Origin of the sequence: Massilia rhizosphaerae, from assembly GCF_016093545.1 — a bacterium.
GTDB classification, from domain to species: Bacteria; Pseudomonadota; Gammaproteobacteria; order Burkholderiales; family Burkholderiaceae_D; genus Telluria; species Telluria rhizosphaerae.
Genome location: NZ_JADKYX010000021.1, coordinates 1 through 24,506, shown reverse-complemented (window position 1 = coordinate 24,506; position 24,506 = coordinate 1). Strand labels below are relative to the sequence as shown.

The following is a 24,506-nucleotide window of genomic DNA, read 5'->3' as shown; positions in this document are numbered from 1 at the left end:
CTGCGCGTTGCAGTGGCGGTCTGCGATGCTCGCCGTACCCAAGTACGGCTGCGCTTCTCGACCACCACTGCGGCCGCTCGCTACGGTTTCTCGATACCCCTTGAGGCCTTGTGGCCTTTTAGTTATCAACCGCGCAGTTTTGCGCCGTGTTTTTGTTGTGCAGCGGATGCGAGCGCGGCCATGATGGCCTCGACCGCGTCGTCCTGCAGCGTCGATTGAGTATCTTGCAAGCCAAAGCGGAAAGCAAGACTTTTTTCATCTTGTTCCAATCCTTTGCCGCGGTATTCATCAAATAAAACAACGGCTTGCACGAGTTTGCCGAGCGGGTTCGACGCCAGTTCCGCGTGGAAAGCGTCGATCAGCGCCTGGGCCGGCACGTCCTGTTTGACGACCAGCGCGAGGTCGCGCGTGGCGCCCGGGAACTTGGAAATCTCGGTGTAAGCGGGCACCGCGCGCGCGCGCAGCGCGTCCGCATCCACCTCGAACAGCACGGGCGCCTGCGGCAGGTCGTACTTCTGCAGCCAGCGCGGATGCAGTTCGCCGATGACGCCGACGACCTTGCCGTCCACTTGCACCAATGCCGAGCGGCCCGGGTGCAGCGCCGGGTGCGCCGTCTTGCTGAACCGGACGGCGCGGGGCGCGAACAGCGCTTCCAGGTCGCCCTTGACGTCGAAGTAGTCGACGGCGCGGGTCGGCAAGCCCCACTGCTCGTCCGCGGCCGGACCGTAGGCGATGGCGGCGACGCGCTTGGGCTGGTCGAAACCGGCGACGGTCAGCGGACCGTCCTGGACTTCCGGATTGCGCAGGAACACGGCGCCCACTTCGAACACACGCACGCGGCCCGCCTTGCGGTTCAGGTTGTAGCGCACGTTGGCGACGAGGCTGCCGATCAGCGTGGAGCGCATCACGCTCAGCTGGCTGGCGATCGGGTTCTGCAGGCGGATCGGATCGGCGTTGTTCGCGAAATCCGCTTCCCACGGCTGCTCGACGAAACTCATGTTCACCACTTCCTGGTAGCCCAGGTCGGCCAGCTGGTGGCGGATGGCGAACAGCGAACGGGTGTCTTCCGGCTCGATCAGCATCGCGGACGGCGCGACGGGCGGCAACGTGGGGATGTTCTCGAAGCCGTACACGCGCGCCACTTCCTCGATCAGGTCTTCCTCGATCTCGATGTCGAAGCGGTACGACGGCGCCGTCACGTGGAACAGGCCGGCCTCGCGTTCGAACGGCAGGTGCAGGCGCGTGAAGATGTCTGCCACCATCTCGTCGGTCACCGGCACGCCGATGACTTTCGCGGCGCGCGCCGTGCGCAGGGTGACGGGTTTACGTTGCGGCAGGTTCGGGGCCTGGTCGTCGATCGGGCCGACTTTCGTTTCCGCGGTGCCGCAGATCTCGACGATCAGCGACGTGAGGCGCTCGACGTGCTCGACCGTCGTCGCGTAGTCGACGCCCCGCTCGAAGCGGTGCGCGGCATCCGTCGAGAAATTGTAGCGGCGGGCGCGGCCCTGGATGGCGTTCGGCCACCAGAACGCGGCTTCCAGGTAGATGTTCGTCGTGTCGAGCGAGACGGCCGTCGCATCGCCGCCCATGATGCCGGCCAGCGACTCGAGTTCTTTCTCGTCGGCGATGACACCGACCCACTCGTCCACCTCGACCGTGTTGCCGTTCAAGAGCTTCAGCGATTCGCCCTTGCGGCCCCAGCGCACGTCCATGCCGCCGTGGATCTTGTCCAGGTCAAACACGTGCGACGGACGGCCCACTTCCAGCATCACGTAGTTCGAGATGTCGACGAGGGCCGACACGGAACGTTGGCCGCTGCGCTCGAGGCGGCGCTTCATCCATTCCGGCGTCGCGGCCTTCGCGTTCAGGCCGCGGATGACGCGGCCGGTAAAGCGGCCGCACAGGTCCGTCGCGGAGATTTTGACGGGCAGCACTTCGTCCGTGTTCACGGCCGCCGGACGGAATACGGGCAGCGACAGCGGCACGCCGGTCAGCGCCGACACTTCGCGGGCGACGCCCAGCACGGACAGGCAGTCGGCCTTGTTCGGCGTCAGCTTGATCGTGAATTTCAGGTCGTTCAAGCCGAGATAGTCGCGGATGTTCTGGCCGACGGGCGCGTCTTCCGGCAGTTCCATCAGGCCGCTGCTCTCTTCCGAGATCTTCAGTTCCTTCGCCGAGCACATCATGCCCTGCGATTCGACGCCGCGCAGCTTGCCGACCTTGATCTCGAACGGCTTGCCGTCCGCGCCCGGCGGCAGCACCGCGCCGGCCTTGGCGCAGATGGCCTTCATGCCCGCGCGCACGTTCGGCGCGCCGCAGACGATGTTCAGCAGGGTGCCGGTGCCGACGTCGACCTGGCACACGTTCAGGCGGTCCGCGTTCGGGTGCTTGGCCACTTCCTTCACTTCCGCCACGACGACGTTCGAGAACGGCGGCGCGACCGGCTCGACCTCTTCCACTTCGAGGCCGGACATCGTGAGCAGGTGCGCGAGTTCGTCCGAATTCATCTTCGGATCGACCATGGAACGGAGCCAGTTTTCAGAGAATTGCATATTCGTTTGCCTTCTTGTTCGGACGGTTGCGGCTTAATTAAATTGTTTCAGGAAACGGAGGTCGCCTTCGTAGAACAGGCGCAGATCGTTGATCCCGTAGCGCAGCATGGTCAGGCGCTCCAGGCCCGAACCGAACGCGAAGCCGATGAATTTTTCCGGATCCAGTCCGAAATTGCGGACGACCGTCGGGTGCACCTGGCCGGCGCCCGACACTTCCAGCCAGCGCCCCTTCAGCGGACCGGAGCCGAACGCGATGTCGATCTCGGCCGACGGTTCCGTGAACGGGAAATACGACGGGCGGAAGCGGACCTGCAGGTCGTCCGTCTCGAAGAACGCCTTCACGAAATTCAGGTACACGCCCTTCAGGTCGGCAAAGCTGATGTCTTCGCCGATCCACAGGCCTTCGACCTGGTGGAACATCGGCGAGTGCGTGGCGTCGCTGTCGACGCGATACGTGCGGCCCGGCGCGATGACCTTGATCGGCGGCGTGTGGCTGCGGGCATAGCGCACCTGCATCGGGCTCGTGTGGGTGCGCAGCAGCAGCGGCTTGCCGGTGGTGTCGTTGCCTTCGATGTAGAACGTGTCCTGCATCGAGCGCGCCGGGTGGTTTTCCGGGCTGTTCAGCGCGGTGAAATTGGTCCAGTCCGTTTCGATCTCGGGGCCGTCGGCCACGTCGAAACCGATCGAGCGGAAGATCTGTTCGACCCGTTCCCAGGTCCGCATGACGGGGTGGATACCGCCTTTGGAACGGCCGCGGCCCGGCAGGGTCACGTCGATCGATTCAAGATTCAGGCGCGCCAGCAACAGCGCGTTGGCGAGATCCTCGCGACGGGCCGTCAACGCCTGTTCGATTTTTTCTTTGGCGGCATTGATCAGGGCGCCCTGCGCCTTGCGCTGTTCGGGGTCGAGCTTGCCGAGGCCCTTCATCAGTTCGGTCACCTGGCCGGTCTTGCCCAGGTATTTCGCTTTTGCGTTTTCCAGCGCGGCAGCGTCCTGTGCGGCACCGAAATCGGTTTGCGCCGAGACGACGAGTTGTTCCAGCGCGACGTTTGCGGAATCCATGCGTATTTTTTTCCTATTGATGGCGGGAGGCGCCAGAAACAAAAACAGGGCATCGGTCGTGAAACCTTTGCCCCGTCCTTTGCGCATCGGCCACCCTGCGGCGGCGCGATGCTGGTCTTGCGTTCGCTGTCTGATTAAGCAGCCAGCTTTGCCTTGACGGTGTTCACGATAGCGGCAAAAGCCGGCTTGTCGTTGACAGCCATGTCGGCCAGGACTTTACGGTCCAGTTCAATCGCGGCTTTTTTCAGGCCGTTCATGAATGCGCTGTAGGTCATGCCGTGCGAACGCGAAGCCGCGTTGATACGGGTGATCCACAGGGCGCGGAAAACGCGCTTCTTGTTGCGGCGGTCGCGGTATGCGTACTGGCCAGCGCGCATGACGGCTTGCTTGGCAATACGGAATACCTTGCTGCGGCGGCCACGGTAGCCTTTGGCAAGCTCAAGAACCTTCTTGTGACGGGCACGTGCAGTAACCCCACGTTTTACTCGAGGCATAGTAGCTCCTTAGTTTGATGTGAGATTAAACGGCCGACGGCATCATACGGTAGACGCTTTGGACGTCGGACGCATTGATGTTACGGGTGCCACGCAGCTGGCGCTTGTTCTTGGTGGTTTTCTTGGTCAGGATGTGACGCTTGAACGCCATACCCGATTTGACGGTACCACCCGGGCGCACGCGAAAACGCTTTTTCGCGGAGCTTTTGGTTTTCATTTTCGGCATAGTCTTCTGCCCTCTTACAGGCAGCCTCATATGTGACAGGATTGCAGGTGGCAGCAACGCTGCTCTTGGATGCCTGCTTTCACTTGTCTCTGCAGCGGAGGCGGGTCCACTACAGTGTTGCATCCCTGTTCTTGCGAACATGGGAACCGCAGATTCTAGCACAGTTTCAGGCGTTTGGTGGACTCGGGGAGTCCACCCTAGATTGAGTTTGCCGTAGGGTGGGCACCCCGTGCCCACCATGCGTCGCCGATAACTCAAAAAATGGAATAGGCCAGGCCCGGACCACGGGCAAACCCGGGGTCCGGGCCTGGCCCGGCTTGACCGTCACTGCGAGATCGAACCCGCGTGTAGCAGGCGAAGAATTATTTCTTCTTCTTGGGCGCGACCACCATGATCATCTGGCGGCCTTCCAGTTTCGGGAACTGCTCGACCTGGCCATACGGCTCGAGATCGCCGCGCAGACGCTCCAGCATGCGTGCGCCGATATCCTGGTGGGCCATCTCGCGGCCGCGGAAGCGCAGCGTGATCTTGGTCTTGTCGCCCTCTTCCAGGAACTTGATCAGGTTACGCAGCTTGATGCTGTAGTCCCCCTCATCCGTACCCGGACGGAATTTGATTTCCTTGACCTGGATGATCTTCTGCTTCAGCTTCGCTTCGTGCGCCTTCTTCTGCTCCGAATACTTGAACTTGCCATAGTCCATCAGGCGGCAGACCGGGGGAACCGCGTTCGGCGCGATTTCCACCAGATCCACGTTCGCTTCTTCGGCCAGACGAAACGCCTCGGCCAGGCTCACAATGCCCAGCGGCTCGTTGTCTATCCCGTTCAGACGCATTTCGGGATAGTTGATTTCGCCATTGATGCGATGTGACGACTTGTCAGTAGCTATGTTGTTTCCTTTGAAAGTAAGATGGATCGGGCCGTCTCAAGGCGCATGCTTGATTACTTCGCCTTGGATGCTACCTCGCCTTGGAGGCGTTCCAGCAGCGCGTCGACCGACATGACGCCGAGGTCGACATTGCCGCGGGCGCGAACGGCCACGGTGTTGGCATCCCGCTCTTTATCGCCGACAACTAGAATGTACGGCAGTTTTTGGACGGAATGCTCCCGAATTTTATAGGTAATCTTCTCGTTCCGCAAATCAGCGTGAACGCGCAAGCCGGCCGCCTTCAGCTTCGCTTCGACCTGTTTGACGTAATCGGCCTGCGCATCCGAGATATTCAGGATGGCAACCTGGACCGGCGCCAGCCACAGTGGCAACGCGCCCGCATAGTTCTCGATCAGGATGCCGATGAAGCGCTCCATCGAGCCGACGATCGCGCGGTGCAGCATCACGGGCACCTTGCGCGAATTGTCTTCCGCGACATATTCGGCGCCGAGACGGCCCGGCATCGAGAAGTCGACCTGCATCGTGCCGACCTGCCACGGACGGCCGAGGCTGTCCTTCAGGTGGTATTCGATCTTCGGACCGTAGAACGCGCCCTCGCCCGGCAGCTCCGTCCAGGTCACGCCGCAGCCGCGCAGCGCGGAACGCAGCGCTTCTTCGGCCTGGTCCCACACCTCGTCGGAACCGATGCGGTTGCTTGGCCTCAGCGCGATCTTGACGTCGATGTTCTGGAAGCCGAAGTCCTCGTACACCTTCATCGCCTGGGCGTGGAAGGCGACGACCTCGGGCGCGATCTGCTCTTCCGTGCAGAACACGTGGCCGTCGTCCTGGGTGAAGCCGCGCACGCGCATCAGGCCGTGCAGCGCGCCCGACGATTCGTTGCGGTGGCACTGGCCGAACTCGCCGTAGCGCAGCGGCAGGTCGCGGTACGAACGCAGGCCCGCGTTGTAGATCTGCACGTGGCCCGGGCAGTTCATCGGCTTGAGCGCATAGGTGCGGTTTTCCGACTCGGTCGTGAACATGTTTTCACGATAATTGTCCCAGTGCCCCGTCTTCTGCCACAGGCTGACGTCGATGATCTGCGGCGCCTTGACTTCGTTGTAGCCGGTCGTCTGGTAAGTCTTGCGCATGTACTGCTCGACCTGCTGCCAGATGGTCCAGCCCTTCGGATGCCAGAAGATCAGGCCCGGCGCCTCGTCCTGGAAGTGGAAGAAGTCCAGCTGCTTGCCCAGCTTGCGGTGATCGCGCTTCTCGGCCTCTTCCAGCATGTGCAGGTATTGCTCCTGGTCTTCTTTCTTCGTCCACGCGGTGCCGTAGATGCGCTGAAGCATTTCGTTCTTCGAATCGCCGCGCCAGTACGCGCCGGCGAGCTTCATCAGCTTGAAGACCTTCAGCTTGCCGGTCGACGGCACGTGCGGGCCGCGGCACAGGTCGGTGAACTTGCCCTCGGCGTACAGCGACACGTCCTCGTTCGCCGGGATCGACGCGATGATCTCGGCCTTGTAGTCCTCGCCGATCGACTTGAAGTAGGCGACGGCTTCGTCGCGCGGCAACACCGAGCGGACGACCGGCTCGTCCTTCTTGGCCAGTTCGGCCATCTTCTTCTCGATGGCTTGCAGGTCGTCCGGGGTGAACGGGCGCTTGTACGAGAAGTCGTAGTAGAAACCGTTCTCGATCACGGGGCCGATGGTGACCTGGGCTTCCGGGAACAATTCCTTGACGGCATACGCGAGCAGGTGGGCGGTCGAGTGGCGGATGACGTCCAGGCCTTCCGGATCCTTGTCCGTGACGATGGCGAGATCGGCATCGTTCTCGATCAGGAACGACGTGTCGACGACCTTGCCGTCGACCTTGCCGGCCAGCGCGGCCTTGGCGAGGCTCGGGGCGATGCTGGACGCCACCTGGGCGACCGTCACCGGACCTTCGAATTGACGGCTCGAGCCGTCCGGGAGTCGAACATTCAACATTGTGAGCTCCATCGGCGCCATGCGCCCGTTGCGATTGATGAGTCTGAAATATTTCTTTGGACGAAAAAAAACGCGCACCAGGCGCGTTTTTTCAGTGTCGTCGAGCTATTGCAAAAGACAAAAGGACACCATACCGCGTCTAGCGATTCCCCCACAACCCGGTTGTAGTTCGCGGTGTCATAACCGTTGATGCCTTTCTCGCTCTTACTGACGGATATGCCCGATCGGCCTTGCAGCCGCTCGGGCATATCCTTTTGTGTTCTGGTGGGCGGTGCAGAATTCGAATCTGCGACCCCTTGGATGTCGACCAAGTATTCTAACCAGCTGAACTAACCGCCCGTATGCCCGCCATTATAAGGAGTCGGGCGAATATTCGCAAGGTGGGCGCGGGATCGACGCCCCGGCATCAATCACCCCGCCCTACGGGTATACTCTTGCCTGTTTTATTCTTATCCAACATTCCATGTCCGACCAAGCAGGCTCTTCCGCCCACCTCCACGCCCACCTCGACGGCGACGCCCGCCACGTCCACACGATCGAAGGCCGCAGCCAGAAGGCGCTGGCCGTCGCGCTCGGGCTGACCTTGCTGTATGCGCTGGTCGAGGCCGTCAGCGGCTTCCTGTCGAATTCGCTCGCGCTGATCTCGGACGCCGGCCATATGGTGACGGACGCCGCTGCACTCGGCCTCGCGCTGCTGGCCCAGGTCATCGCGCGCCGGCCGCCGTCCGCGCGCCACTCGTTCGGCTTCGTGCGCGCGGAGGCGCTCGCCGCGTTCGTCAACAGCCTGGCCATGCTGCTGCTCGTCGGCTGGATCGTCTACGAGGCCGCCACCCGTCTCGCGCACCCGGAGCACGTGGGCGGCAAGACCGTGCTGATCGTCGCCGCCATCGGCGCCTGCATCAACATCGCCGTCGCGTGGGTGCTGTCGCGCGACGAACAGAGCATCAATACCCGCGCCGCCCTCGTCAACGTGCTGGGCGACCTGCTCGGCTCCATCGCCGCCATCGCGGCCGGCGCCGTCATCCACTTCACGGGCTGGGTGCGCATCGACCCGATCCTGTCGATCTTCGTGTCCCTGCTGATCCTCAAGTCGACGGCGAGCGTCCTGCGCGAGTCCTACCACTTCCTGATGGAAGGCGTGCCGCACCACATCGACTACCTGCAGATCGGCGCCGACCTCGGGGCCATCGCGGGCGTGCGCTCCGTGCACGACCTGCACGTGTGGGACATGTCGCCCGGCGAGCCCGCGCTGATCGGCCACCTCGAGATCGACGACCTGAACGCGTGGCCCGACGTGCTGCGCGCCGTCAAGGCGATGCTGCTCGACAAGCACGGCATCGACCACGTCACGCTGCAGCCCGAGACACACCAATGATCCGACGCGGTGTAAGCCGGTTCCGACCCAACCTCGAGCCACACGCCGATAGCCCAGCCGCCGCCGTCCTGCGGATAATCGGGCCATGCCCATCCCGACAACCGACGCCGCCGCAGGCCACGTCCACGACACGCTGATCGTCGGCGGCGGCCCGGGCGGCCTCACCGCCGCCATTTACCTGCGCCGCTTCACGCGCGACGTCGCCCTCGTCGACAAGGGCAACAGCCGCCTGCGCCTGATCCCCGTCTCGCACAACTATCCCGGCTTCCCGGAGGGCGTGCCGGGCCACATCCTGCTCGGCAATCTCACGACGCAACTCACCCGCTACGGCGGCTGCGTGATGCCCGGGGAGATCACCGACCTGCGCATCGAGGACGGCCTGTTCGTCGCCGACTACGCGCCCGAAAGCGACGGCGACGGCGGCATCGTCACCTTGCGCGCCCACACGGTGCTGATGGCGACGGGCGCCGCCGACGCCGGCCTGCCCATCGAGAACTGGCGCGAGGCCGTCGCGTTCGGGTCCGTGCGCCTGTGCCCCGTGTGCGACGGCTTCGACGTCATCGACAAGCGCATCGCCGTCGCCACCGCCGACGTGAATCCCGTCGGCCACGCGCTGTTCATGCGCACGTTCAGCGCGGACGTGACGCTGTTCGAGCGCGCCGCGCCCTCGCCGCTGACCATGGAAGACCGCCGCCGTCTGGACGCGGCCGGCGTGCGCTGCGTCGCGTCGCCGCTGCAGTCCGTGACCCTCGATGCGTCGATGAAGCCCGTGCTGCACACGCAAGACGGGCGGGCGCACGACGCCGACGTGTTCTACCCGATGCTGGGCGAGAATGCCCGGTCCGGCCTCGCCGCGAAGCTGGGCGCGCGCACGGCGCAATGCGACGAACTCGTCGTCGACGAGCACCAGCAGACGACGGTGCCGGGCCTGTACGCGATCGGCGACGTCGTCGTCGGCCTGCACCAAATCGCCGTGGCGACGGGCCAGGCCGCGCGCGCGGCCGTGCGCATCCACAACCAGTTGCCGCCGGCGCTGCGGCCGCCCAGGCGGCACCTGGAAGCGGCGCCGGGGACCAGCGCATAGGCGGCGGAACTGCCGCGTTCCACTGTCGATATAATGGGGCGCATGAAGACACTCGCCCTGCTCCCGCTCCTGCTGTTCGCCACCGGCGCCGCCTGGGCCGTCGACGACGCCATCGTGCTGCGCTGCCGCGCCCTGCCCGACGCCGCCAGCCGCCTCGCCTGCTACGAGGCGATGCCGGTCGCAGGCGCACGCCCGGCGCCGCCGGCCGAGCAGCGCTTCGGCATCCAGCGGGTCGAGAAGAAGGTCGACGACGAGCCGCAGGCGATCCGCAGCACCGTGCGCGGCCGCCTGGACGGCTGGCGCCACGGCACGCAGGTCACGCTCGCCAACGGCCAGGTCTGGCGCGTAGTGGACGACGACGAGGCCGTGCTGCCGGACCGCGCCGATCCGCCCGTGCGCATCGAACGGGGCGCGCTCGGCGCCTATTACCTCCAGGTGGAAGGCAACAACAGCGCGGCGCGTGTAGTTCGCGTCAAATAAGTTCGCGTCAAATAAGTCAGCCCTGTCCAGCCAGCGCGATGCGGCGGCGGATGCGCGCCACCGCGGCCGCATCGCCGGCCGCGCGGGCACGCTGTTCCTGCACCCCCAGCCACGCCAGCAGCGGGCGGCGCCAGCCCTGTGCGGACGCCGTGTCGACGGCCGCGGCGATGTCCGCCGGCGTGATCCGCCCCGCCTTCAGCAATGCGCCGGCCGCGACGAGCCGCGCCAACGGATCGGCGACGCCGGCCAGCGCGCCGCTCGCGACGACGCCGCGGTGCTGCTCCGGCAGCAAGGCCGCGTCCAGGCCCTGCCAGCGGCCGTCCAGGTAGGCCGCGTAGGCGCGCTGGGCGGGCGTGGCGTCGGCGGCCAGCGCCGCGAAGCCCGCGCAATCGTAATCGAGCGCCGCGGCCCGCACGCCGCAGCGCACCAGTTCCGCCTGGGCGACGACGTCGAACCGTCCCGTGCTGGCGCTCGCGCGGCGCGCGCGCGCGAACTCGGCGTCGGCGGCGGCCGAGTCGCCGCGCAGGAAATCGTCCGTGTAGCCGTCGAGGGAACTCTTCGCGTCGCCTTCCCACGCGGGCGGCTGCGGGTGGCTGGCGCAGCCCGCCAGGGCCGCGATCACGGCGATGAGGATGAGGGGCGTGCGAATCATGGCAGCTTGATCTCCGTGTCGTGCTTGAACGGCCATTTGCGGTTGATTTCGTCGACGAGGCGGTTCACCTTGCGCAGGCTCGCGTCGACTTCGCCGCGCAGGCGGCCCAGGTCCTCGGTGGCGGCGTGCGCGTTCTTGCCGACGGCCTGCGCCTCGGCCAGCACGGCGTCGGCCTTCTGCAGCGTGCCGCGCGCATCGGCCAGGAGGCCGTTCAGTTCGCGGATCGCCCCCTGCGCGTCGTCCATCACGCCGTTCTTGCCGAACACGCGCTGGTCCGTCTTGGCCAGCAGCGTGTCCACGCGGTGCAGGGTCTGCAGGAGTTTTTCCGCCTCGGCGTCGCCGCCCAGCGCCGTGCCCAGCACGCCGTAGCGGCCCGTCAGGCGGCCCGACAGCGTGTCGACGTTGGCCAGCGCGTTGCCGATGTGGGAATCGGAACGCGTCATGGCCTCGAGGTTTTCCAGCAGCGTGCGCGCCGTCGCCAGCAGGCGCGGGATCTCGGCCGCCGCATCGCCGCGCAGCACGGGGCGCTGGGCGTGGTCGGGCAGCGGCGGGTCCGTCAGGACGCCGGTAAACGCGCGCAGCCGCGTCTCGCCGACGACGCTGCGCTCGAGCGTGAACACGCTGGTCGTGCGCAGCCACTTGGCGTCGTCCTGCGCGATGTCGACGATGATGTCGACCTTGCCGTCCTGGCCCAGCCGGACCTTGCGCACGCGCCCGATCGGGAAGCCGGCGAAGGTCATGTCCATGCCCGGGATCACGCCCTCGGAATCGTCGGCCACGAGCACCAGCTGCTGCGTCTTCTCGAACATGCCGCGCGCATACATCACGTACAGGAAGAAGGAGACGACCAGCGCGCCGATCAGGACGAGCAGGATCAGGGCCTTCGCTTCCACGTGCTTCGGTTCGTCGGAGGGGATGTCTTTGTCGGTCATTTTTCAGATGTATTTGACGGCCAGCGAACTGGCCTCGATCAGCAGCAGCACGAACAGCAGCCGCAGCGCGCCCGGCTGCACGTTCGTGCGCAGCACGCGCGGGCGGCGCAGCAGTTCCAGGATGGCGGCACTGGGGATCACGGCCACCGCGAGCCCGAACAGCACCGTCTTGAACACGAAGCCGAGGGTGACCGTCGGATCGAACACGCGGCCCACGGTGCGCGTGTAGTCCGGCAGGCCCCACGGCGACAGGCCGTACACGTTCAGGTACGCCAGCACGAGCACGATGCTGCTGGAGACCATCGCGAGGCTCAGCACGGAAAACGCGTTGGCGATCACCTGCGGCACGAGGTCGCGGCGCAGGCGGTGCAGGGTCTCGGCCGTCGCCGGCCCGGCCGGGACGCCGCTGCGCGCGAGGCCCATCGCGGCGGCGTCGAACGCCATGCCGGCCCGCAGCGCGGCGAACATCGCGGCCGACAGGGGCAGCAGTTCGAGCACGAGCACCCGCACGACCATCTCCAGCGCATAGCGCGACAGGCCGTAGCTCTGCGCCGTGACGAGCACGATGCGGATGATGACGAGGCTCACGAGCGCGGTCAGGGTGGTGAACCAGGGCAGCACCTGCCAGGTGCTCGCATGGATGTAGCGCGACGTGGCGAGGCGGTTGGCGCGGTGGTACGTGGACGGCGACAGCGCCATCACGAGCGCCACCGCGCCCAGGTGCAGCATGGCCCACCAGCTGGCGGCGTAGCGCGCGGCCAGGTGGCCCCACAGGCGCGGTTTGACGTACAGGAGGGAGGTGATTGGCATGATGACATGATACCGTGTTCGGGGCGCGGTCAACCCACCCGGCGCCGGCGCGACGCGGCCGTCACGTGCGCCGCGCTTCCTGCACGCCCTTCACTTCGGCGATGGCGGCGAGCGCCTTCTGCAACTGGCCCGTCGAGCCGATCTCCGCCGTGAACACCATCTTCGCGAGTCCCTTGCTGCTCTGCGTGTTCACGCCGATCACGTTGATCTTCGAGATGGCCAGCACTTCCGAGATGTCGCGCAGCAGTCCCTGGCGGTCGCTCGCGAGGATGAAGATATCGACCGGGAACACCGTCTCCAGCCCCGTCGTGCCCCATTCCGTCTCGAGCACGCGCTCGGGGTTGCGGGACGCCATCTCGGCGAAGTTCTTGCAGCTGGCGCGGTGGATCGACACGCCCTTGCCGCGCGTGACGAAGCCCACGATCGGATCCGGCGGCGCCGGCTTGCAGCAGCGCGCCAGCTGCGTCATCAGCCCTTCCGTGCCGACGACCAGCACGCCCGACTTGGCGCCCTGCTCGACGCTCGAGGCGCGGCTCTTGTTGACGACCGCCTCGTCCGCGACCGGGGCCGCCGGCGCGCCCGTGTCGTGCAGCGCCGCCTCGACGTGGCGCAGGCTGAATTTTTCCTTGCCGACGGCGATGAACAGGTCGTCGACCTTCGCGAACCCCAGCTTGTGCGCCAGCGCGTCCAGGTTGACCGCGGTCTTGCCTTCGCGCTGCAGCGATTTCTCGACGAGGGCGCGGCCGTGCGCCAGCGTCTCCGCCAGTTCCAGCGCGTGGAACCAGGCGCGGATCTTCGAGCGCGTGCGGCTGCTGACCGTGTAGCCGGGACTGAGCCAGTCGCGCGACGGCCCCTGGCTGCCGGCCGGGCCCTTGGCCGTGATGACCTCGCACGTCTGGCCGTTCTTCAGCGGCGTGTTCAGCGGCACCATCACGCCGTCGACCTTGGCGCCGCGGCAGCGGTGTCCGACCTCGCTGTGCAGGTGGTAGGCGAAGTCGATCGGCGTCGCGCCGACCGGCAGCTCGAGCACGCGCGCCTGCGGCGTCAGCACGAAGATGCGGTCGTCCAGCGTGGTCGACTTCAGCTTCTCGACCCATTCGCGCTGCAGCTCTTCCTGGCCCGTGACGGCGCTCGCGACCTCGGTCTTCCACGCCAGCAGCTGGCGCAGCCACGCGATCTTCTCGTCGTATTCCTGGCTCTTGAAATTCGAGCCGCCTTCTTCCTTGTAGCGCCAGTGCGCGGCCACGCCGTACTCGGCGAAGTTGTGCATCTCCTGCGTGCGGATCTGCACTTCCAGCGGCCGCCCGTCCTCGGCCGTCACGACCGTGTGCAGCGACTGGTAGCCGTTCGCCTTCGGGCGTGAGATGTAGTCGTCGAATTCCTTCGGGATCGGCGTCCAGATGTTGTGGACGACGCCCAGCACCGTGTAGCAGGTCTTGATGTCGTCGACGATCACGCGGAACGCGCGCACGTCGTACAGCTCGGAGAAATCGAGCTCCTTGCCGCGCATCTTCTTCCAGATGCTGTAGATGTGCTTCGGCCGCCCGAACACTTCCGCCTTGATGCCGGCCGCCGCGAGCTCCTTCTGCAGGCGCTCGATCGACGACGCCACGAAGCTCTCGCGCAGCATGCGCTTCTCTTCCAGCATCTTGGCGATGCGTTTATAGGTGTCCGGTTCCATCATCCGGAACGACAGGTCTTCCAGTTCCCATTTCAGCTGGAAGATGCCGAGGCGGTTGGCGAGCGGCGCGTACAGGTCCAGCACTTCACGGCCGTAGTTGCGCGTGACGTCGTCGAAGCGCTTCTGCTCCGCGAAGTAGCGCAAGGTGGTCACGCACGACGCGAGGCGGATCAGCACGACGCGCATGTCGGTGGCCATCGCCAGCAGCATCTTGCGCAGCGTCTCGACCTGCGCCATGGCTTCCTGGGCCGCATTCTTGCCGCGCCCGACGGGGGCCTGGGCCGCCGTCAGGTCGCGCAGGCGGATCAGCTGGTGCACGCCGCGCACCATGTCCGCCACTTCCTTGCCGAAGCGCTCCTCGAGCGCCTCGGCCACGCCCGGCTCCACGATGACCAGCTCGAACAGCAGGCCGGCGATGCGCGTTTCCGCATCGCTGGACAGCAGCGCGAGCGTGCCGGCCACCCCCAGCGAGAACTCGAACGCGCTCTGGCCGGTGCCGGACGTGCGTTCGCGATAGGCCTCGGCCGCGAAGTCCAGCGCGGCTTTTACACGCGCGCAGTCATCAGGGCCGAGACCGTGGACCAGCTGGGTGGTGGCGTCGCCGAGCGCGACAATCGATACCATCGCGCGTGCTTACGCCTGGGCGGCCACGACGACGACTTCGACCAGGCAGGCCGGATCGGCCAGCTTCGCTTCGACGGTGGCGCGCGGCGGCGTCTGGCCCGGCACGACCCACGCTTCCCACACGGTGTTCATCGCCGGGAAGTTCGCCATGTCGGTGATGTAGATCTGGGTCGACAGGATGCGGCTCTTGTCGCTGCCCGCTTCCGCCAGCAGGCGGTCGATGTGGCCCAGCACTTCGCGCGTCTGGCCCAGGATGTCCTGCTTCGTGTCGCTGGCGATCTGGCCGGCCAGGTACACCGTACCGTTGTGGATGCTGACTTCGGACAGTCGTTTGCCTACGTGCAGTCGTTTGATTTCCATGCTTTTCTCTAAGTCGCTTATTTATCGTAAAACCAGGCCTTGCGGCCGCTTCGCCCGGCCGTGGAGCCGAACACCTCCGGCTTGCATCAGCCGGTCAAAAATTCCCGTGCAATCGCGATCTGGTCCGCCCGCACAAAGGTGGGCGCGTGGCCCACGCCCGCGATCTCCACCAGCTTCGGCTTCGGCCCCCGCCCGGTCATCTCCTCGGCCGTCGCGCGCGACAGCAGGTCGGAGTGTTCGCCGCGCACGAGCAGCGTCGGGCAGCGGATCGCGTCGTACGCGGCCCACAGCCGGGCCTCGTCCTGCGCCACCTGCTGCGGCGTGAGCGCCTTGAACGGCGCGGCCAGGCCCAGGTCGTAGTGGAGCGCCCACCGGCCGTCCGGCTGCCGCACGAGCACGTCGCGCGCCAGCTTGTCCCATTCGGCGTCGCTGTGCGGGCCGAACGGCGTGGACACCAGCCGCACGTACGCGGCGCCTTCCTCGAACGTCTTGAAACGGATGTCCTGGCCGATGTAGTCGCCGATGCGCGCCATCGCGACCGGGTCCAGCACGGGCCCGATGTCGTTCAGCACCAGGCGGCGGATCGGGCTGCCCGGCAGCGACGCGAGGCCGATGCCGATCAGGCCGCCCATCGACGTCCCGAACCAGTGCACGCTTTCGTCCTCGGCGCCGGCCGTGACGCGGGCGACGAGGGTCACCATGTCGGCCACGTATTGCGGGATCACGTACAGCGCCGGATCGCGCAGCCGGCCGGACCTGCCGCGCCCGACGACGTCCGGGCACACGACGCGGTAGCGGTCGGACAGGGCCCGCGCCAGCGCGTCGAAATCGTCGCCCACGCGCGTGACGCCGTGCACGCAGACGAGCACGTTCGTGTTGGCGGGGTCGCCCCACTCCTTGTACGCCATGCGGTGCAGGCCGGCGGGCGAACTGCACAGCACGGATTTCAGCTTCGGTTCGCTCATGTTCAAAGTTCCGACGATCACCATGCATCCGCCGGTTTCCATCAAGGGTCCGGGCGGGCGCCAACATTTTACCCGTTGGTGCGATTACAATTCTACCAAGTCTGGCCCGGGTTCACCCGGCTCTCATAGAAACTGTCCACGAGAAAGAGGAACGAATGAAATCCACCATGTTAAGCGGCAAGACTGCACTCGTCACCGGCTCGACCTCGGGCATCGGCCTCGGCATCGCCCGCGCGCTGGCCGAGCAAGGCGCCAACATCGTCTTCAACGGCTTCGGCGACGCGCAGCAGATCGAAAAGCTGTACACCGACATCGGCCAGGAATTCGGCGTGCAGACCGCTTACCACAATGCCGATATGTCGAAGCCGGACCAGATCGCCGCCATGATGACCTTTGCCGCGGACAAATTCGGCGGCGTCGACATCCTCGTCAACAATGCCGGCATCCAGTACGTCGCGAACATCGAAGATTTTCCCGTCGAGAAATGGGATGCGATTATCGCCATCAACCTCAGCTCCGCGTTCCACACGACGCGCCTCGCGCTGCCTGCCATGAAGCAGAAGAACTGGGGCCGCATCATCAACCTCGCGTCGGCCCACGGTCTCGTCGCGTCGGCGCAGAAATCCGCGTACGTCGCCGCCAAGCACGGCCTCGTCGGCCTCACCAAGTCGACGGCGCTGGAAACGGCCCAGACCGGCATCACGTGCAACGCCATCTGCCCCGGCTGGGTGCTGACTCCGCTCGTGCAGAAGCAGGTCGACGACCGCGCCGCGCGCGAAGGCATCAGCAACGAGCAGGCCAAGAAAGAGCTGCTGCTGGAAAAGCAGCCGTCGGGCGAATTCGTCACGCCGGAAGAGCTGGGCGCGCTGGCCGTGTTCTTCTGCAGCCCCGCCGCGAACCAGGTGCGCGGCGTCGCGTGGAACATGGATGGCGGCTGGGTTGCCCAGTAATCCGGCCGTGCCGATGGACGAGCCCTTCGAGATTCCGGGCCTGCACGACGCCTGCGTGGAGCTCGCCCATGTCGTGCTGGCGTCCAGCCAGCCGGCCGTGTCGCGCGACATCCTCGAAACCCTGGCCGACCGCTTCGAGCGCGAAGCGGCCGACTTCGCGCTGCTCGTCGGCAACGCCGGGCGCGACACGGCGCTGCTCTCGCGCGCCGTGCACTACCTCGTCGACGCCCATGCGCTGCCGCTGATGGGCACGGACATGGAATGGTTCCGCCAGGCCCTCGCCTGCCTCGTCGAACTGGCCGTGCCCGGCATCGCCCTGTCGCCCAAGGGCGCGGCCTTTCTCCACGATGTCGAGACCGGCATCGCACAGGCGATCCAGGATCTCGACGGCTGACGCCATGATGAAGTCTTCCCGACGATAACGACAAGGAAGACCGATGAAGCGCTGGGCCAGGTCACTCGCTTGCGCCGCCTTCACCCTGTTGGCCGTGCCGGCCGGCGCCGCCGGACAGCGGCCAGTGCTGCTCACGCCCGCCAGGGTCTGGACCGGCGACGGCGCCCGCGCGCGGGCTGGAGCGTGCTCGTGGCGCAGGGCCGCATCCAGGGTGTCGGACCGGCCGCCACCCTGTCCGTCCCGGCCGACGTCGACACCATCGTGCACGAGTACGGCGCCAGCGAGGCACGAACGAGCGCAACCTGGAGTGGATGGTGCGCCTGGGCATGACCCTGACCGAGGCGCTGCGCGCCGCCACGATCGTCGCGACGGACATCCTCGACAGCAAGAACCTGGGCGCGATCCGCGCCGGCATGGTAGCGGACGTCGTGGCCGTGGACGGAGATCCGACCGACGATATCGCGGCGCTGCGCAAGGTCAGATTCGTCAGAACGTGTTTATGATCTTCTGAGCAGCATCGCCAGGAAGGCCAGATGGACGAACTACAAGCTGGTGTTGAGCCAGCGTTCGCAGTTTTTCCACAAGCGGCGTTTTTTCTCCAGCCAAGCAAAGCTGCATTCGACCACCCAGCGCTTGGGTATCACAGCGAACTTGTGCAACTCGCTACGCTTGGCAATCCGCACCGTCACCATCTCACCCAAGGTTTCCCGTACGCCTTGGGCAAAGGGTTCGCCCACCTAGGCCGCTGTCGGCCAGCACGCTTTGCACTTCATCCAGACCGCCTTCGCAACGCCGCATTGCCTGCAACGCCTCTTTACGGTCCGTCACCTCGGCCGTCGTCACGGCGATGGCATGCACCTATACGAGTTCGCACCGGAAATGATGGCCAGTAAAGTGGAAAGAAGGAGATAGGCCAGCTCGAAACGACGTCCTTCACGCCTGCGCGGGTCGTCGATGGCACTCAAATGGCTATATAGCTGCATGAAGTTTTTCCTGATTGATATCTTGTTATGACAGTAACGACGTCGACAGGTTCAGGTCAATATGAAAATCCAAGATCAGGCGTTACCCCAATGGAAGTGAACAACCCTGGGGACGTGAAGGAGACGCTGAGCGAATAGACAAACCTGCTCAAGGGGCCAATGCATTTCGTTCGACACCTTAACCGCGTGGCTGACATGGATCAAGGATGTGACGACCAGGAGCAACCGCGCGCATGTCGGGATATCCAAGTCATTGGCTGAGTCATGTTTGCAGGCCCCATTTCTCATTCGGCGTTCACGTTGCCCAAAGGGTCGCGCAATGTGCGATGCAAAATGACGGCTTTGCGAGCCGACTGGCGTCGATAAAATTGAAAGGAAGTGAGATGGCTGCGCGGTCGACTCATATTACGTTTTCCAATCAAACGGGCCTGACGCTCGTCAAGCAGCGTGATGAATTAAGCCATGGCGAGTGGACATTTTCGCCGCCTGACATTATTCCGCCTGGGGTAAATGTCTCATGGCAGTCGGAGAGTGCAGGCATGGCGACCGGGACGGAGGGGCGGGTGTGGTACAACATGGATAGCGCATGGAGTTCGTGGTTTCAGGTTCGACCCGAGACGGTGTTCGACCACACGACACAAAAGGTCGCCGCGATTGCGCGAAACAACCATCATATCGACCTCTTTGTTATCGGCTTCGACAATGCTGTCTGGTCGAGCTGGTGGGAACCGGACGAGCAAGGTTGGAGGCCGTGGTTCCAGATCCATCCGGAGACGGTCTTCGACCACACGACGCAACAGGTGACGGCAATCGCCCGCAACGATCATCACGTGGACCTGTTCGTCGTCGGCTTCGATAACGCCATCTGGTCGAGCTGGTGGGAACCCGATGCACAGAGCTGGCGGCCATGGTTCCAGATTCATCCGGAAACGGTCTTCGACCACACGACGCAACAGGTATCGGCGATCGCCCGCAACGACCATCACGTGGACCTGTTCGTCGTCGGGTTCGACAACGTCATCTGGTCGAGCTGGTGGGAGCCGGACGAGCAAAGTTGGAGGCCGTGGTTCCAGATCCATCCGAAGACGGTGTTCGACCACACGACGCAACAGGTGACGGCAATCGCCCGCAACGATCATCACGTGGACCTGTTCGTCGTCGGCTTCGATAACGCCATCTGGTCGAGCTGGTGGGAACCCGATGCGCAGAGCTGGCGGCCATGGTTCCAGATTCATCCGGAAACGGTCTTCGACCACACGACGCAACAGGTATCGGCAATCGCCCGCAACGACCATCACGTGGACCTGTTCGTCATCGGGTTTGATAATGTGGTCTGGTCGAGCTGGTGGGAACCCGATGCGCAGAGCTGGAGGCCATGGTTCCAGCTTCATCCGGAGACGGTCTTCGACCACACGACGCAACAGGTATCGGCGATCGCCCGCAACGACCATCACGTTGACCTGTTCGTCGTCGGGTTCGACAATGCGATCTGGTCGTGCTGGTGGGAGGCGGATGCAGGGGGCTGGCGGCCGTGGTTTCAGATTGATCCGAAAACCGTGTTTGATCGCGGCGCGCAACATGTGACGGCCCTTGCACGGGATGGCGACCACATGGATCTGTTTGTGCTCGGATTTGATAACGCGACCTGGTCTGCGGCATGGAGTCAAAACAGCGTCTACCTGCATTGGGATAACCCGTTTGCAGGGACCAATTTTTATGAGCAGGGGGTCGAAGGCCCGGTTGGCCTCTACTTCACGGGTGGAAAGGGAAATAATTGTGAGGTCAACTATTTCCTGATTTCCGACGAGCGCGTTGCCGTTCCCGGGTATTTGCCGTCGACGCATGGTTTCGCCTTTCCGAACCATTGGCCAAGCATCCACATCACTTCGATTACGTTGCCGGATCCGTTTGCCGATATAGCCGTCGGTAATGCCTCGTGGGGTCTGTGTGGCGGGATGTCGTTTGCCTCGCGAGACTATTTCGAAGCCAGGCAGCTGGCGCCTGCCCAGACGAACAATCCCACTGGCGAAGGCGATCCTCTGTTCGACTATATCGTTCGACGCCTCGCGCAAAGCCTGAATGCCGGCGACGTGGCCGACTTTGTAAAATATGCCGATCCAGTTTATCCCGACACGGACGATCCGACACTTGGAGATGGCCGTAGCTGGAGAATGGCGAGAGTCTCCTGGCCCGACATTCGTAATTTGATTAACAGCGGCCACCCGTGTCCAATTGGGCTGGTCATTGGATATATCCCGAACTTCACCTCACTGGGACACCAAGTCTGCGTGTATGCGTATCAATTGCGGCGGCAGTACCTGACGCTTTGGGTTTATGATCCGAATTCGCCTCTCCAGGACAATATCACGATGGCCCTGGATATATCACGCACCGATGATCATTTGATCGATGTTCACGCGAATATCAACGTGGGTCATTCGCCAATATGTTTTTTCACGCAGTCGTATGAACGAAGGGAACCGGTGATGGGGCGTTGACGACGTCTTGCCGATCTTCGACCTGATCATCGGAACCCGCACGGCGAGAAAACATGGTGGGCGAAGTGAGCTGCCCAGGCTGCGTGGACGCGGGCGGCTTCAGCTATGATGCGCCGGCAAGCACGACCTTCCACAACTGCGTCGGCAACGCCGCCGGCGCGTCCGGCTTGAAGAACGCCGAATCCTGGATGTACGACGTCGTCACGTAGTCGGCCCTGCAAAATGGCCGTAAGGCTTGCAGTTGCAGGAGAACGGCCGGTTCGTGATGCGCTGAAATCCTTGAGAAATTAAAATATTGCCTATCGAAACCTGAGAGAAATCGAGCCCAAGCCGATGGCAACCGATGACTTTTTCCGAACCCGACTGGACCAGATGATCGACCTGCGGCATCCATTGGCGGTGCCGGCGTGAGCGCGGCGGGCAGGCCGCGGTTGCCGATCCGGCTGATGGCGGCGCTGCTGTACCTGAAGCAGCGTTCAATCTCAGCGATAACGAAGTGGTGATGCGCTGGTCGGAGAACGTGGTGAGGCAATACTTCAGCGGGCTGGAGTTCTACGCGCCGAAGCCACCCTGCGACGCCACCCAGGTCGGCCGGTTCCGCAAGGCCATCGGGGAGGCGGGTGTCGAGGAATTGCTGAAGGCGACCATCGACGCGGCGGTGGAAATGAAGGCTGTGCGCCCGGCCGAATGCGAGCGGGTGATCGTCGATACGACGGTACAGGAGAAAGCGATCGCCCACCCGGTGGACAGCCGCCTGCTGGAGATTGCCCGCGACAAGGTAGTGCGGGCGGCCAAGTCGGCGGGGATCGCGCTGAAGCAGACCTTTGCCAAGGAAGGGAAGGAACTGCGACGCAAGGCGGGCGGCTACGCCCACGCCAAACAGTTTCGCCGGCTCAAGCGGGTCCTGAAACGGCAACGGACCATCCTGGGCATTGTGCTGAGAACGTGTTTATGCTCTTCTGAGCAGCATCGCCAGGAAGACCAGATGGACGAACTGCAAGCTGGTGTTGTGCCAGCGTTCGCAGTTTTTCCACAAGCGGCGGTTTTTCTCCAGCCAAGCAAAGCTGCGTTCGACCACCCAGCGCTTGGGTATCACAGCGAACTTGTGCAACTCGCTATGCTTGGCGATCCGCACCGTAACCGCCTCGCCCAAGGTCTCCCGTACGCCTTGGGCAAAGGGTTCGCCCACATAGCCGCTGTCGGCCAGCACGCTTTGCACTTCACTTGCAGCGCCCCTTTGCGGTCCGTCACCCCGTCCGTCGTCACGGCGATGGCATGCGGCAGCCCCTGCGTATCCACAGCGATGTGGCGCTTGATGCCCGATATCCTCTTGCCCGCGTCATAGCCCTTGTTGCCAGCCGTGTCCGTGTTCTTCACGCTCTGCGTCCACGATCAACGGCGTTGGCTTGGCGTTGCGCCCCAGTTTCTCGCGGGCCGCGCCAACCTGATTTTTTTTAATGCCTGCTACAACACGCTCACACCGTGCTGGTCGGGCTGGCTCCACTTGGAGAAATAGGCATAAACCGTTTGCCACTTGGGAAATTCGCTCGGCAGAAATCTCCACTGGCAACCAGTGCGCAGCAGATACAGGACTGCGCAGAATACGTCGTACAGATCCACCGTCGTCGGCTTCGTCCGCAGCCTCACGCTATGCAGCAGCGGCTCGATCTCTTCAAATTTCTCTCGGCTGATATCGCTCGCGTATTGCTTTCTCTTCATCCTCAAATTATGAACTTGATGCGGATCGTAAACAAGCTCTCATGAAGGTGGGACCGTGTACCGGAACCAGTAAGCGGTCACGTCCGGGTTAGTCAGCGCGCCCAGGTACTGCTCGTGTTACCGATGCGCCCGCAGATTGGATCCCCGCCTCTGCGGGGACGACCGTTGCGTGGCGCACGGAGCGACCACCGATCCGTCACCCCCGCGCAGGCGGGAGCACAAGACCGGATATCTGTCTCGGCGTTGCGGTTTTCCACAATAGCCGGTGCAGATATTTTGCGTGATGATGACCGTGTTTCCAATAACGTATGAAGCCTAGCCATGAAAAAACCATTCTATAAAGTACTTTATGTCCAGGTATTGTTTGCGCTTATCGTGGGCGTCCTGCTGGGCATCTACGATCCGGGCATCGCAACCGCGATGAAGCCTTTGGGAGACGGCTTCGTCAAACTGATCAAGATGATCATCGCCCCGGTGATCTTCTGCACCGTCGTCGCCGGTATCGCCGGCATGCAGGACATGAAAAAGGTCGGCCGCGTCGGCGGCAAGGCCCTGCTCTACTTCGAGGTCGTCTCGACCTTCGCGCTGGCCATCGGCCTGATCGTCGCCAACGTCATCAAGCCCGGCGCCGGCTTCAACGTCGACGCGGCCACGCTGGACACCCACGCGATCGCCCAGTACACCGAGAAGACCAAGTCGCTGTCGACCGTCGACTTCCTCATGAACATCATTCCGCACACGTTCGTGGATGCGTTCGCCAAGGGGGAAATCCTGCAGGTCCTGTTCGTGGCCATCCTGTTCGGCTTCGCGCTGTCGATGCTGGGTGAACGCGGCCGCCCGCTGACCCGCTTCATCGACGACCTGTCGCACGCCATCTTCGGCGTCGTCAACATCATCATGAAGGCCGCCCCGATCGGTGCCTTCGGCGCCATGGCCTTCACCATCGGCAAATACGGTGTCAAGGCGCTGATCCCGCTGGCTTCGCTCGTCGGCTCGTTCTACCTGACCTGCGCGCTGTTCGTCGTGATCGTCCTGGGCGTCATCGGCCGCCTGACCGGCTTCTCGATCTTCCGCTACCTCGCCTACATCAAGGAAGAACTGCTGATCGTGCTGGGCACGAGCTCGTCGGAAAGCGCCCTGCCGGCCCTGATGCGCAAGCTGGAAAAGATGGGTTGCCCGAAATCCGTCGTGGGCCTCGTCGTGCCGACCGGCTACTCGTTCAACCTGGACGGCACCAACATCTACATGACGATGGCCGCACTGTTCGTCGCCCAGGCCACGAACACCGACCTGACGCTGACGCAGCAGCTCACGATCCTGTTCGTCGCGATGCTGACCTCGAAGGGCGCATCGGGCATCACCGGCGCCGGCTTCATCACGCTGGCCGCGACCCTGGCCGTCGTGCCGACGATCCCGGTGGCCGGCATGACCCTGATCCTCGGCATCGACAAGTTCATGAGCGAATGCCGCGCCCTCACCAACATCATCGGCAACGGCGTCGCCTCGATCGTCGTGTCGAAGTGGGAAGGCGAGCTGGACCAGGAACGCCTGACCGCCGAGCTCAAGAATCCGAGCCCGGACGACGTCACCGCCGACCTGCACCCGGTCCGCGAAGCGGCCTGATCCGCGCAAGCCGCATCAGCCGAACGATTCCTCGTTCAGACGCCGGGTTCGCCCGGCGTTTTTTTTGGGTGCGCCCGGCAGGGCGCACCTACTTGGAGGTGAAAGTCCTCTACTCGCCCGACAAGGGGAAGAGTTAGCCGAACGGCAAGGGTGTCGCGGGCGACCGCGAATCTGAAGGAAGCCGAAGGCAA

General features: G+C 64.1%; 23 protein-coding genes, 1 tRNA gene and 3 pseudogenes. 11 read left to right on the top strand and 16 right to left on the bottom strand.

Annotation, left to right across the window (positions count from 1 at the left end; translation table 11 throughout):
* Positions 1–125: 125 nt before the first annotated feature.
* The 7 genes from pheT to ISF28_RS24600 all read right to left on the bottom strand — a co-directional run bounded on the left by pheT (position 126) and on the right by ISF28_RS24600 (position 7,524).
* Positions 126–2,552 carry a phenylalanine--tRNA ligase subunit beta gene (pheT, locus tag ISF28_RS24630; RefSeq protein WP_198119818.1) on the bottom strand — a complete coding sequence of 809 codons (2,427 nt, stop codon included), beginning with the start codon at positions 2,550–2,552 and terminating at the stop codon, positions 126–128.
* A gap of 33 nt (positions 2,553–2,585) precedes the next feature.
* The gene (pheS, locus tag ISF28_RS24625) at positions 2,586–3,614 is read right to left on the bottom strand and encodes a phenylalanine--tRNA ligase subunit alpha (protein ID WP_198119817.1); all 1,029 of its coding nucleotides are present in this window, start codon (positions 3,612–3,614) and stop codon (positions 2,586–2,588) included.
* Between the two features lie 134 nt (positions 3,615–3,748).
* Entirely contained in the window at positions 3,749–4,108 is a 360-nt protein-coding gene (gene rplT, locus ISF28_RS24620; protein WP_036228505.1) for a 50S ribosomal protein L20, read from the bottom strand.
* A 25-nt stretch (positions 4,109–4,133) separates the two neighbouring features.
* The gene (gene rpmI, locus ISF28_RS24615) at positions 4,134–4,334 is read right to left on the bottom strand and encodes a 50S ribosomal protein L35 (RefSeq protein WP_036228503.1); all 201 of its coding nucleotides are present in this window, start codon (positions 4,332–4,334) and stop codon (positions 4,134–4,136) included.
* A 362-nt stretch (positions 4,335–4,696) separates the two neighbouring features.
* Positions 4,697–5,248: a translation initiation factor IF-3 gene (infC, locus tag ISF28_RS24610; protein ID WP_259447864.1), complete on the bottom strand. Its 552-nt coding sequence runs from the start codon at positions 5,246–5,248 to the stop codon at positions 4,697–4,699.
* Between the two features lie 26 nt (positions 5,249–5,274).
* On the bottom strand, positions 5,275–7,185 hold the full coding sequence (gene thrS, locus ISF28_RS24605) for a threonine--tRNA ligase (RefSeq protein ID WP_198119815.1): 1,911 nt from the start codon (positions 7,183–7,185) through the stop codon (positions 5,275–5,277).
* A gap of 262 nt (positions 7,186–7,447) precedes the next feature.
* Positions 7,448–7,524, bottom strand: a tRNA-Val gene (locus tag ISF28_RS24600).
* Between the two features lie 124 nt (positions 7,525–7,648).
* Between ISF28_RS24600 and ISF28_RS24595 the strand changes: the two genes are divergently transcribed.
* From ISF28_RS24595 to ISF28_RS24585, 3 genes are all read left to right on the top strand, one after another.
* Complete coding sequence (locus tag ISF28_RS24595; protein ID WP_198119814.1) at positions 7,649–8,560, top strand: cation diffusion facilitator family transporter; 912 nt, start codon at positions 7,649–7,651, stop codon at positions 8,558–8,560.
* Positions 8,561–8,645: 85 nt separating this feature from the next.
* Positions 8,646–9,644: an NAD(P)/FAD-dependent oxidoreductase gene (locus tag ISF28_RS24590; RefSeq protein ID WP_198119813.1), complete on the top strand. Its 999-nt coding sequence runs from the start codon at positions 8,646–8,648 to the stop codon at positions 9,642–9,644.
* Positions 9,645–9,686: 42 nt separating this feature from the next.
* The gene (locus ISF28_RS24585) at positions 9,687–10,124 is read left to right on the top strand and encodes a hypothetical protein (RefSeq protein WP_198119812.1); all 438 of its coding nucleotides are present in this window, start codon (positions 9,687–9,689) and stop codon (positions 10,122–10,124) included.
* A 16-nt stretch (positions 10,125–10,140) separates the two neighbouring features.
* On the opposite strand, the gene ISF28_RS24580 is transcribed toward ISF28_RS24585, so the two are convergent.
* The 6 genes from ISF28_RS24580 to ISF28_RS24555 all read right to left on the bottom strand — a co-directional run bounded on the left by ISF28_RS24580 (position 10,141) and on the right by ISF28_RS24555 (position 16,148).
* Positions 10,141–10,776: a hypothetical protein gene (locus ISF28_RS24580; RefSeq protein WP_229519361.1), complete on the bottom strand. Its 636-nt coding sequence runs from the start codon at positions 10,774–10,776 to the stop codon at positions 10,141–10,143.
* Positions 10,773–11,708 carry an MlaD family protein gene (locus tag ISF28_RS24575; protein ID WP_198119810.1) on the bottom strand — a complete coding sequence of 312 codons (936 nt, stop codon included), beginning with the start codon at positions 11,706–11,708 and terminating at the stop codon, positions 10,773–10,775. Before ISF28_RS24575 ends, ISF28_RS24580 begins: the two co-directional genes overlap by 4 nt.
* Positions 11,709–11,711: 3 nt before the next feature.
* Positions 11,712–12,518 carry an ABC transporter permease gene (locus ISF28_RS24570; RefSeq protein WP_229519360.1) on the bottom strand — a complete coding sequence of 269 codons (807 nt, stop codon included), beginning with the start codon at positions 12,516–12,518 and terminating at the stop codon, positions 11,712–11,714.
* A 61-nt stretch (positions 12,519–12,579) separates the two neighbouring features.
* Positions 12,580–14,823, bottom strand: a complete 2,244-nt coding sequence (locus ISF28_RS24565; RefSeq protein ID WP_198119809.1) for a RelA/SpoT family protein — start codon at positions 14,821–14,823, stop codon at positions 12,580–12,582.
* 9 nt (positions 14,824–14,832) lie between these two features.
* Positions 14,833–15,183, bottom strand: coding sequence for a RidA family protein (locus ISF28_RS24560; RefSeq protein WP_198119808.1), 351 nt, complete (start codon positions 15,181–15,183; stop codon positions 14,833–14,835).
* Between the two features lie 86 nt (positions 15,184–15,269).
* A complete protein-coding gene (locus tag ISF28_RS24555) occupies positions 15,270–16,148 on the bottom strand; it encodes an alpha/beta fold hydrolase (RefSeq protein WP_198119807.1) in 879 nt (292 codons plus the stop codon).
* A gap of 155 nt (positions 16,149–16,303) precedes the next feature.
* On the opposite strand from ISF28_RS24555, the gene ISF28_RS24550 reads away from it, so the two are divergent.
* The 4 genes from ISF28_RS24550 to ISF28_RS24535 all read left to right on the top strand — a co-directional run bounded on the left by ISF28_RS24550 (position 16,304) and on the right by ISF28_RS24535 (position 17,995).
* Complete coding sequence (locus ISF28_RS24550) at positions 16,304–17,098, top strand: 3-hydroxybutyrate dehydrogenase (protein WP_198119806.1); 795 nt, start codon at positions 16,304–16,306, stop codon at positions 17,096–17,098.
* Positions 17,088–17,492 carry a hypothetical protein gene (locus tag ISF28_RS24545; RefSeq protein ID WP_198119805.1) on the top strand — a complete coding sequence of 135 codons (405 nt, stop codon included), beginning with the start codon at positions 17,088–17,090 and terminating at the stop codon, positions 17,490–17,492. The genes ISF28_RS24550 and ISF28_RS24545 overlap by 11 nt, the downstream gene beginning before the upstream one ends.
* Before the next feature lie 183 nt (positions 17,493–17,675).
* Complete coding sequence (locus ISF28_RS24540) at positions 17,676–17,822, top strand: hypothetical protein (protein WP_198119804.1); 147 nt, start codon at positions 17,676–17,678, stop codon at positions 17,820–17,822.
* Positions 17,819–17,995: an amidohydrolase family protein gene (locus ISF28_RS24535; protein WP_229519359.1), complete on the top strand. Its 177-nt coding sequence runs from the start codon at positions 17,819–17,821 to the stop codon at positions 17,993–17,995. The genes ISF28_RS24540 and ISF28_RS24535 overlap by 4 nt, the downstream gene beginning before the upstream one ends.
* 39 nt (positions 17,996–18,034) lie before the next feature.
* On the opposite strand, the pseudogene ISF28_RS24530 reads toward ISF28_RS24535, so the two are convergent.
* A pseudogene (locus tag ISF28_RS24530) lies at positions 18,035–18,347 on the bottom strand (transposase); the annotation flags it as partial.
* Complete coding sequence (locus ISF28_RS31290) at positions 18,332–18,475, bottom strand: transposase family protein (protein ID WP_198119802.1); 144 nt, start codon at positions 18,473–18,475, stop codon at positions 18,332–18,334. The pseudogene ISF28_RS24530 and the gene ISF28_RS31290, both read right to left, overlap by 16 nt.
* A 326-nt stretch (positions 18,476–18,801) precedes the next feature.
* Between ISF28_RS31290 and ISF28_RS24520 the strand changes: the two genes are divergently transcribed.
* The 3 genes and pseudogenes from ISF28_RS24520 to ISF28_RS24510 form a co-directional block, all read left to right on the top strand.
* Complete coding sequence (locus ISF28_RS24520; protein ID WP_198119801.1) at positions 18,802–20,973, top strand: DUF8189 domain-containing protein; 2,172 nt, start codon at positions 18,802–18,804, stop codon at positions 20,971–20,973.
* Positions 20,974–21,026: 53 nt separating this feature from the next.
* Positions 21,027–21,182, top strand: coding sequence for a hypothetical protein (locus tag ISF28_RS24515; protein ID WP_198119800.1), 156 nt, complete (start codon positions 21,027–21,029; stop codon positions 21,180–21,182).
* A gap of 124 nt (positions 21,183–21,306) precedes the next feature.
* Positions 21,307–21,916 (top strand): annotated as a pseudogene (locus ISF28_RS24510) (transposase); the annotation flags it as partial.
* Between the two features lie 6 nt (positions 21,917–21,922).
* Here ISF28_RS24510 and ISF28_RS24505 read toward each other — a convergent pair.
* A pseudogene (locus ISF28_RS24505) lies at positions 21,923–22,692 on the bottom strand (IS5 family transposase).
* 321 nt (positions 22,693–23,013) lie between these two features.
* Between ISF28_RS24505 and ISF28_RS24500 the strand changes: the two are divergent.
* A complete protein-coding gene (locus tag ISF28_RS24500) occupies positions 23,014–24,315 on the top strand; it encodes a dicarboxylate/amino acid:cation symporter (RefSeq protein WP_198119799.1) in 1,302 nt (433 codons plus the stop codon).
* Positions 24,316–24,506 lie beyond the last annotated feature (191 nt).

Coding starts and splice junctions, on each gene's coding strand:
- ISF28_RS24570 (WP_229519360.1), bottom strand. CDS start 12,518: ATGCCAATCACCTCCCTCCTGTACGTCAAACCGCGCCTGTGGGGCCAC.
- ISF28_RS24500 (WP_198119799.1), top strand. CDS start 23,014: ATGAAAAAACCATTCTATAAAGTACTTTATGTCCAGGTATTGTTTGCG.
- ISF28_RS24585 (WP_198119812.1), top strand. CDS start 9,687: ATGAAGACACTCGCCCTGCTCCCGCTCCTGCTGTTCGCCACCGGCGCC.
- ISF28_RS24550 (WP_198119806.1), top strand. CDS start 16,304: ATGAAATCCACCATGTTAAGCGGCAAGACTGCACTCGTCACCGGCTCG.
- thrS (WP_198119815.1), bottom strand. CDS start 7,185: ATGTTGAATGTTCGACTCCCGGACGGCTCGAGCCGTCAATTCGAAGGT.
- ISF28_RS24575 (WP_198119810.1), bottom strand. CDS start 11,708: ATGACCGACAAAGACATCCCCTCCGACGAACCGAAGCACGTGGAAGCG.
- ISF28_RS24555 (WP_198119807.1), bottom strand. CDS start 16,148: ATGAGCGAACCGAAGCTGAAATCCGTGCTGTGCAGTTCGCCCGCCGGC.
- ISF28_RS24560 (WP_198119808.1), bottom strand. CDS start 15,183: ATGGAAATCAAACGACTGCACGTAGGCAAACGACTGTCCGAAGTCAGC.
- pheT (WP_198119818.1), bottom strand. CDS start 2,552: ATGCAATTCTCTGAAAACTGGCTCCGTTCCATGGTCGATCCGAAGATG.
- ISF28_RS24520 (WP_198119801.1), top strand. CDS start 18,802: ATGCAAAATGACGGCTTTGCGAGCCGACTGGCGTCGATAAAATTGAAA.
- ISF28_RS24595 (WP_198119814.1), top strand. CDS start 7,649: ATGTCCGACCAAGCAGGCTCTTCCGCCCACCTCCACGCCCACCTCGAC.
- ISF28_RS24590 (WP_198119813.1), top strand. CDS start 8,646: ATGCCCATCCCGACAACCGACGCCGCCGCAGGCCACGTCCACGACACG.
- pheS (WP_198119817.1), bottom strand. CDS start 3,614: ATGGATTCCGCAAACGTCGCGCTGGAACAACTCGTCGTCTCGGCGCAA.
- ISF28_RS31290 (WP_198119802.1), bottom strand. CDS start 18,475: ATGCAGCTATATAGCCATTTGAGTGCCATCGACGACCCGCGCAGGCGT.
- rpmI (WP_036228503.1), bottom strand. CDS start 4,334: ATGCCGAAAATGAAAACCAAAAGCTCCGCGAAAAAGCGTTTTCGCGTG.
- ISF28_RS24580 (WP_229519361.1), bottom strand. CDS start 10,776: ATGATTCGCACGCCCCTCATCCTCATCGCCGTGATCGCGGCCCTGGCG.
- ISF28_RS24515 (WP_198119800.1), top strand. CDS start 21,027: ATGGTGGGCGAAGTGAGCTGCCCAGGCTGCGTGGACGCGGGCGGCTTC.
- rplT (WP_036228505.1), bottom strand. CDS start 4,108: ATGCCTCGAGTAAAACGTGGGGTTACTGCACGTGCCCGTCACAAGAAG.
- ISF28_RS24535 (WP_229519359.1), top strand. CDS start 17,819: ATGACCCTGACCGAGGCGCTGCGCGCCGCCACGATCGTCGCGACGGAC.
- ISF28_RS24565 (WP_198119809.1), bottom strand. CDS start 14,823: ATGGTATCGATTGTCGCGCTCGGCGACGCCACCACCCAGCTGGTCCAC.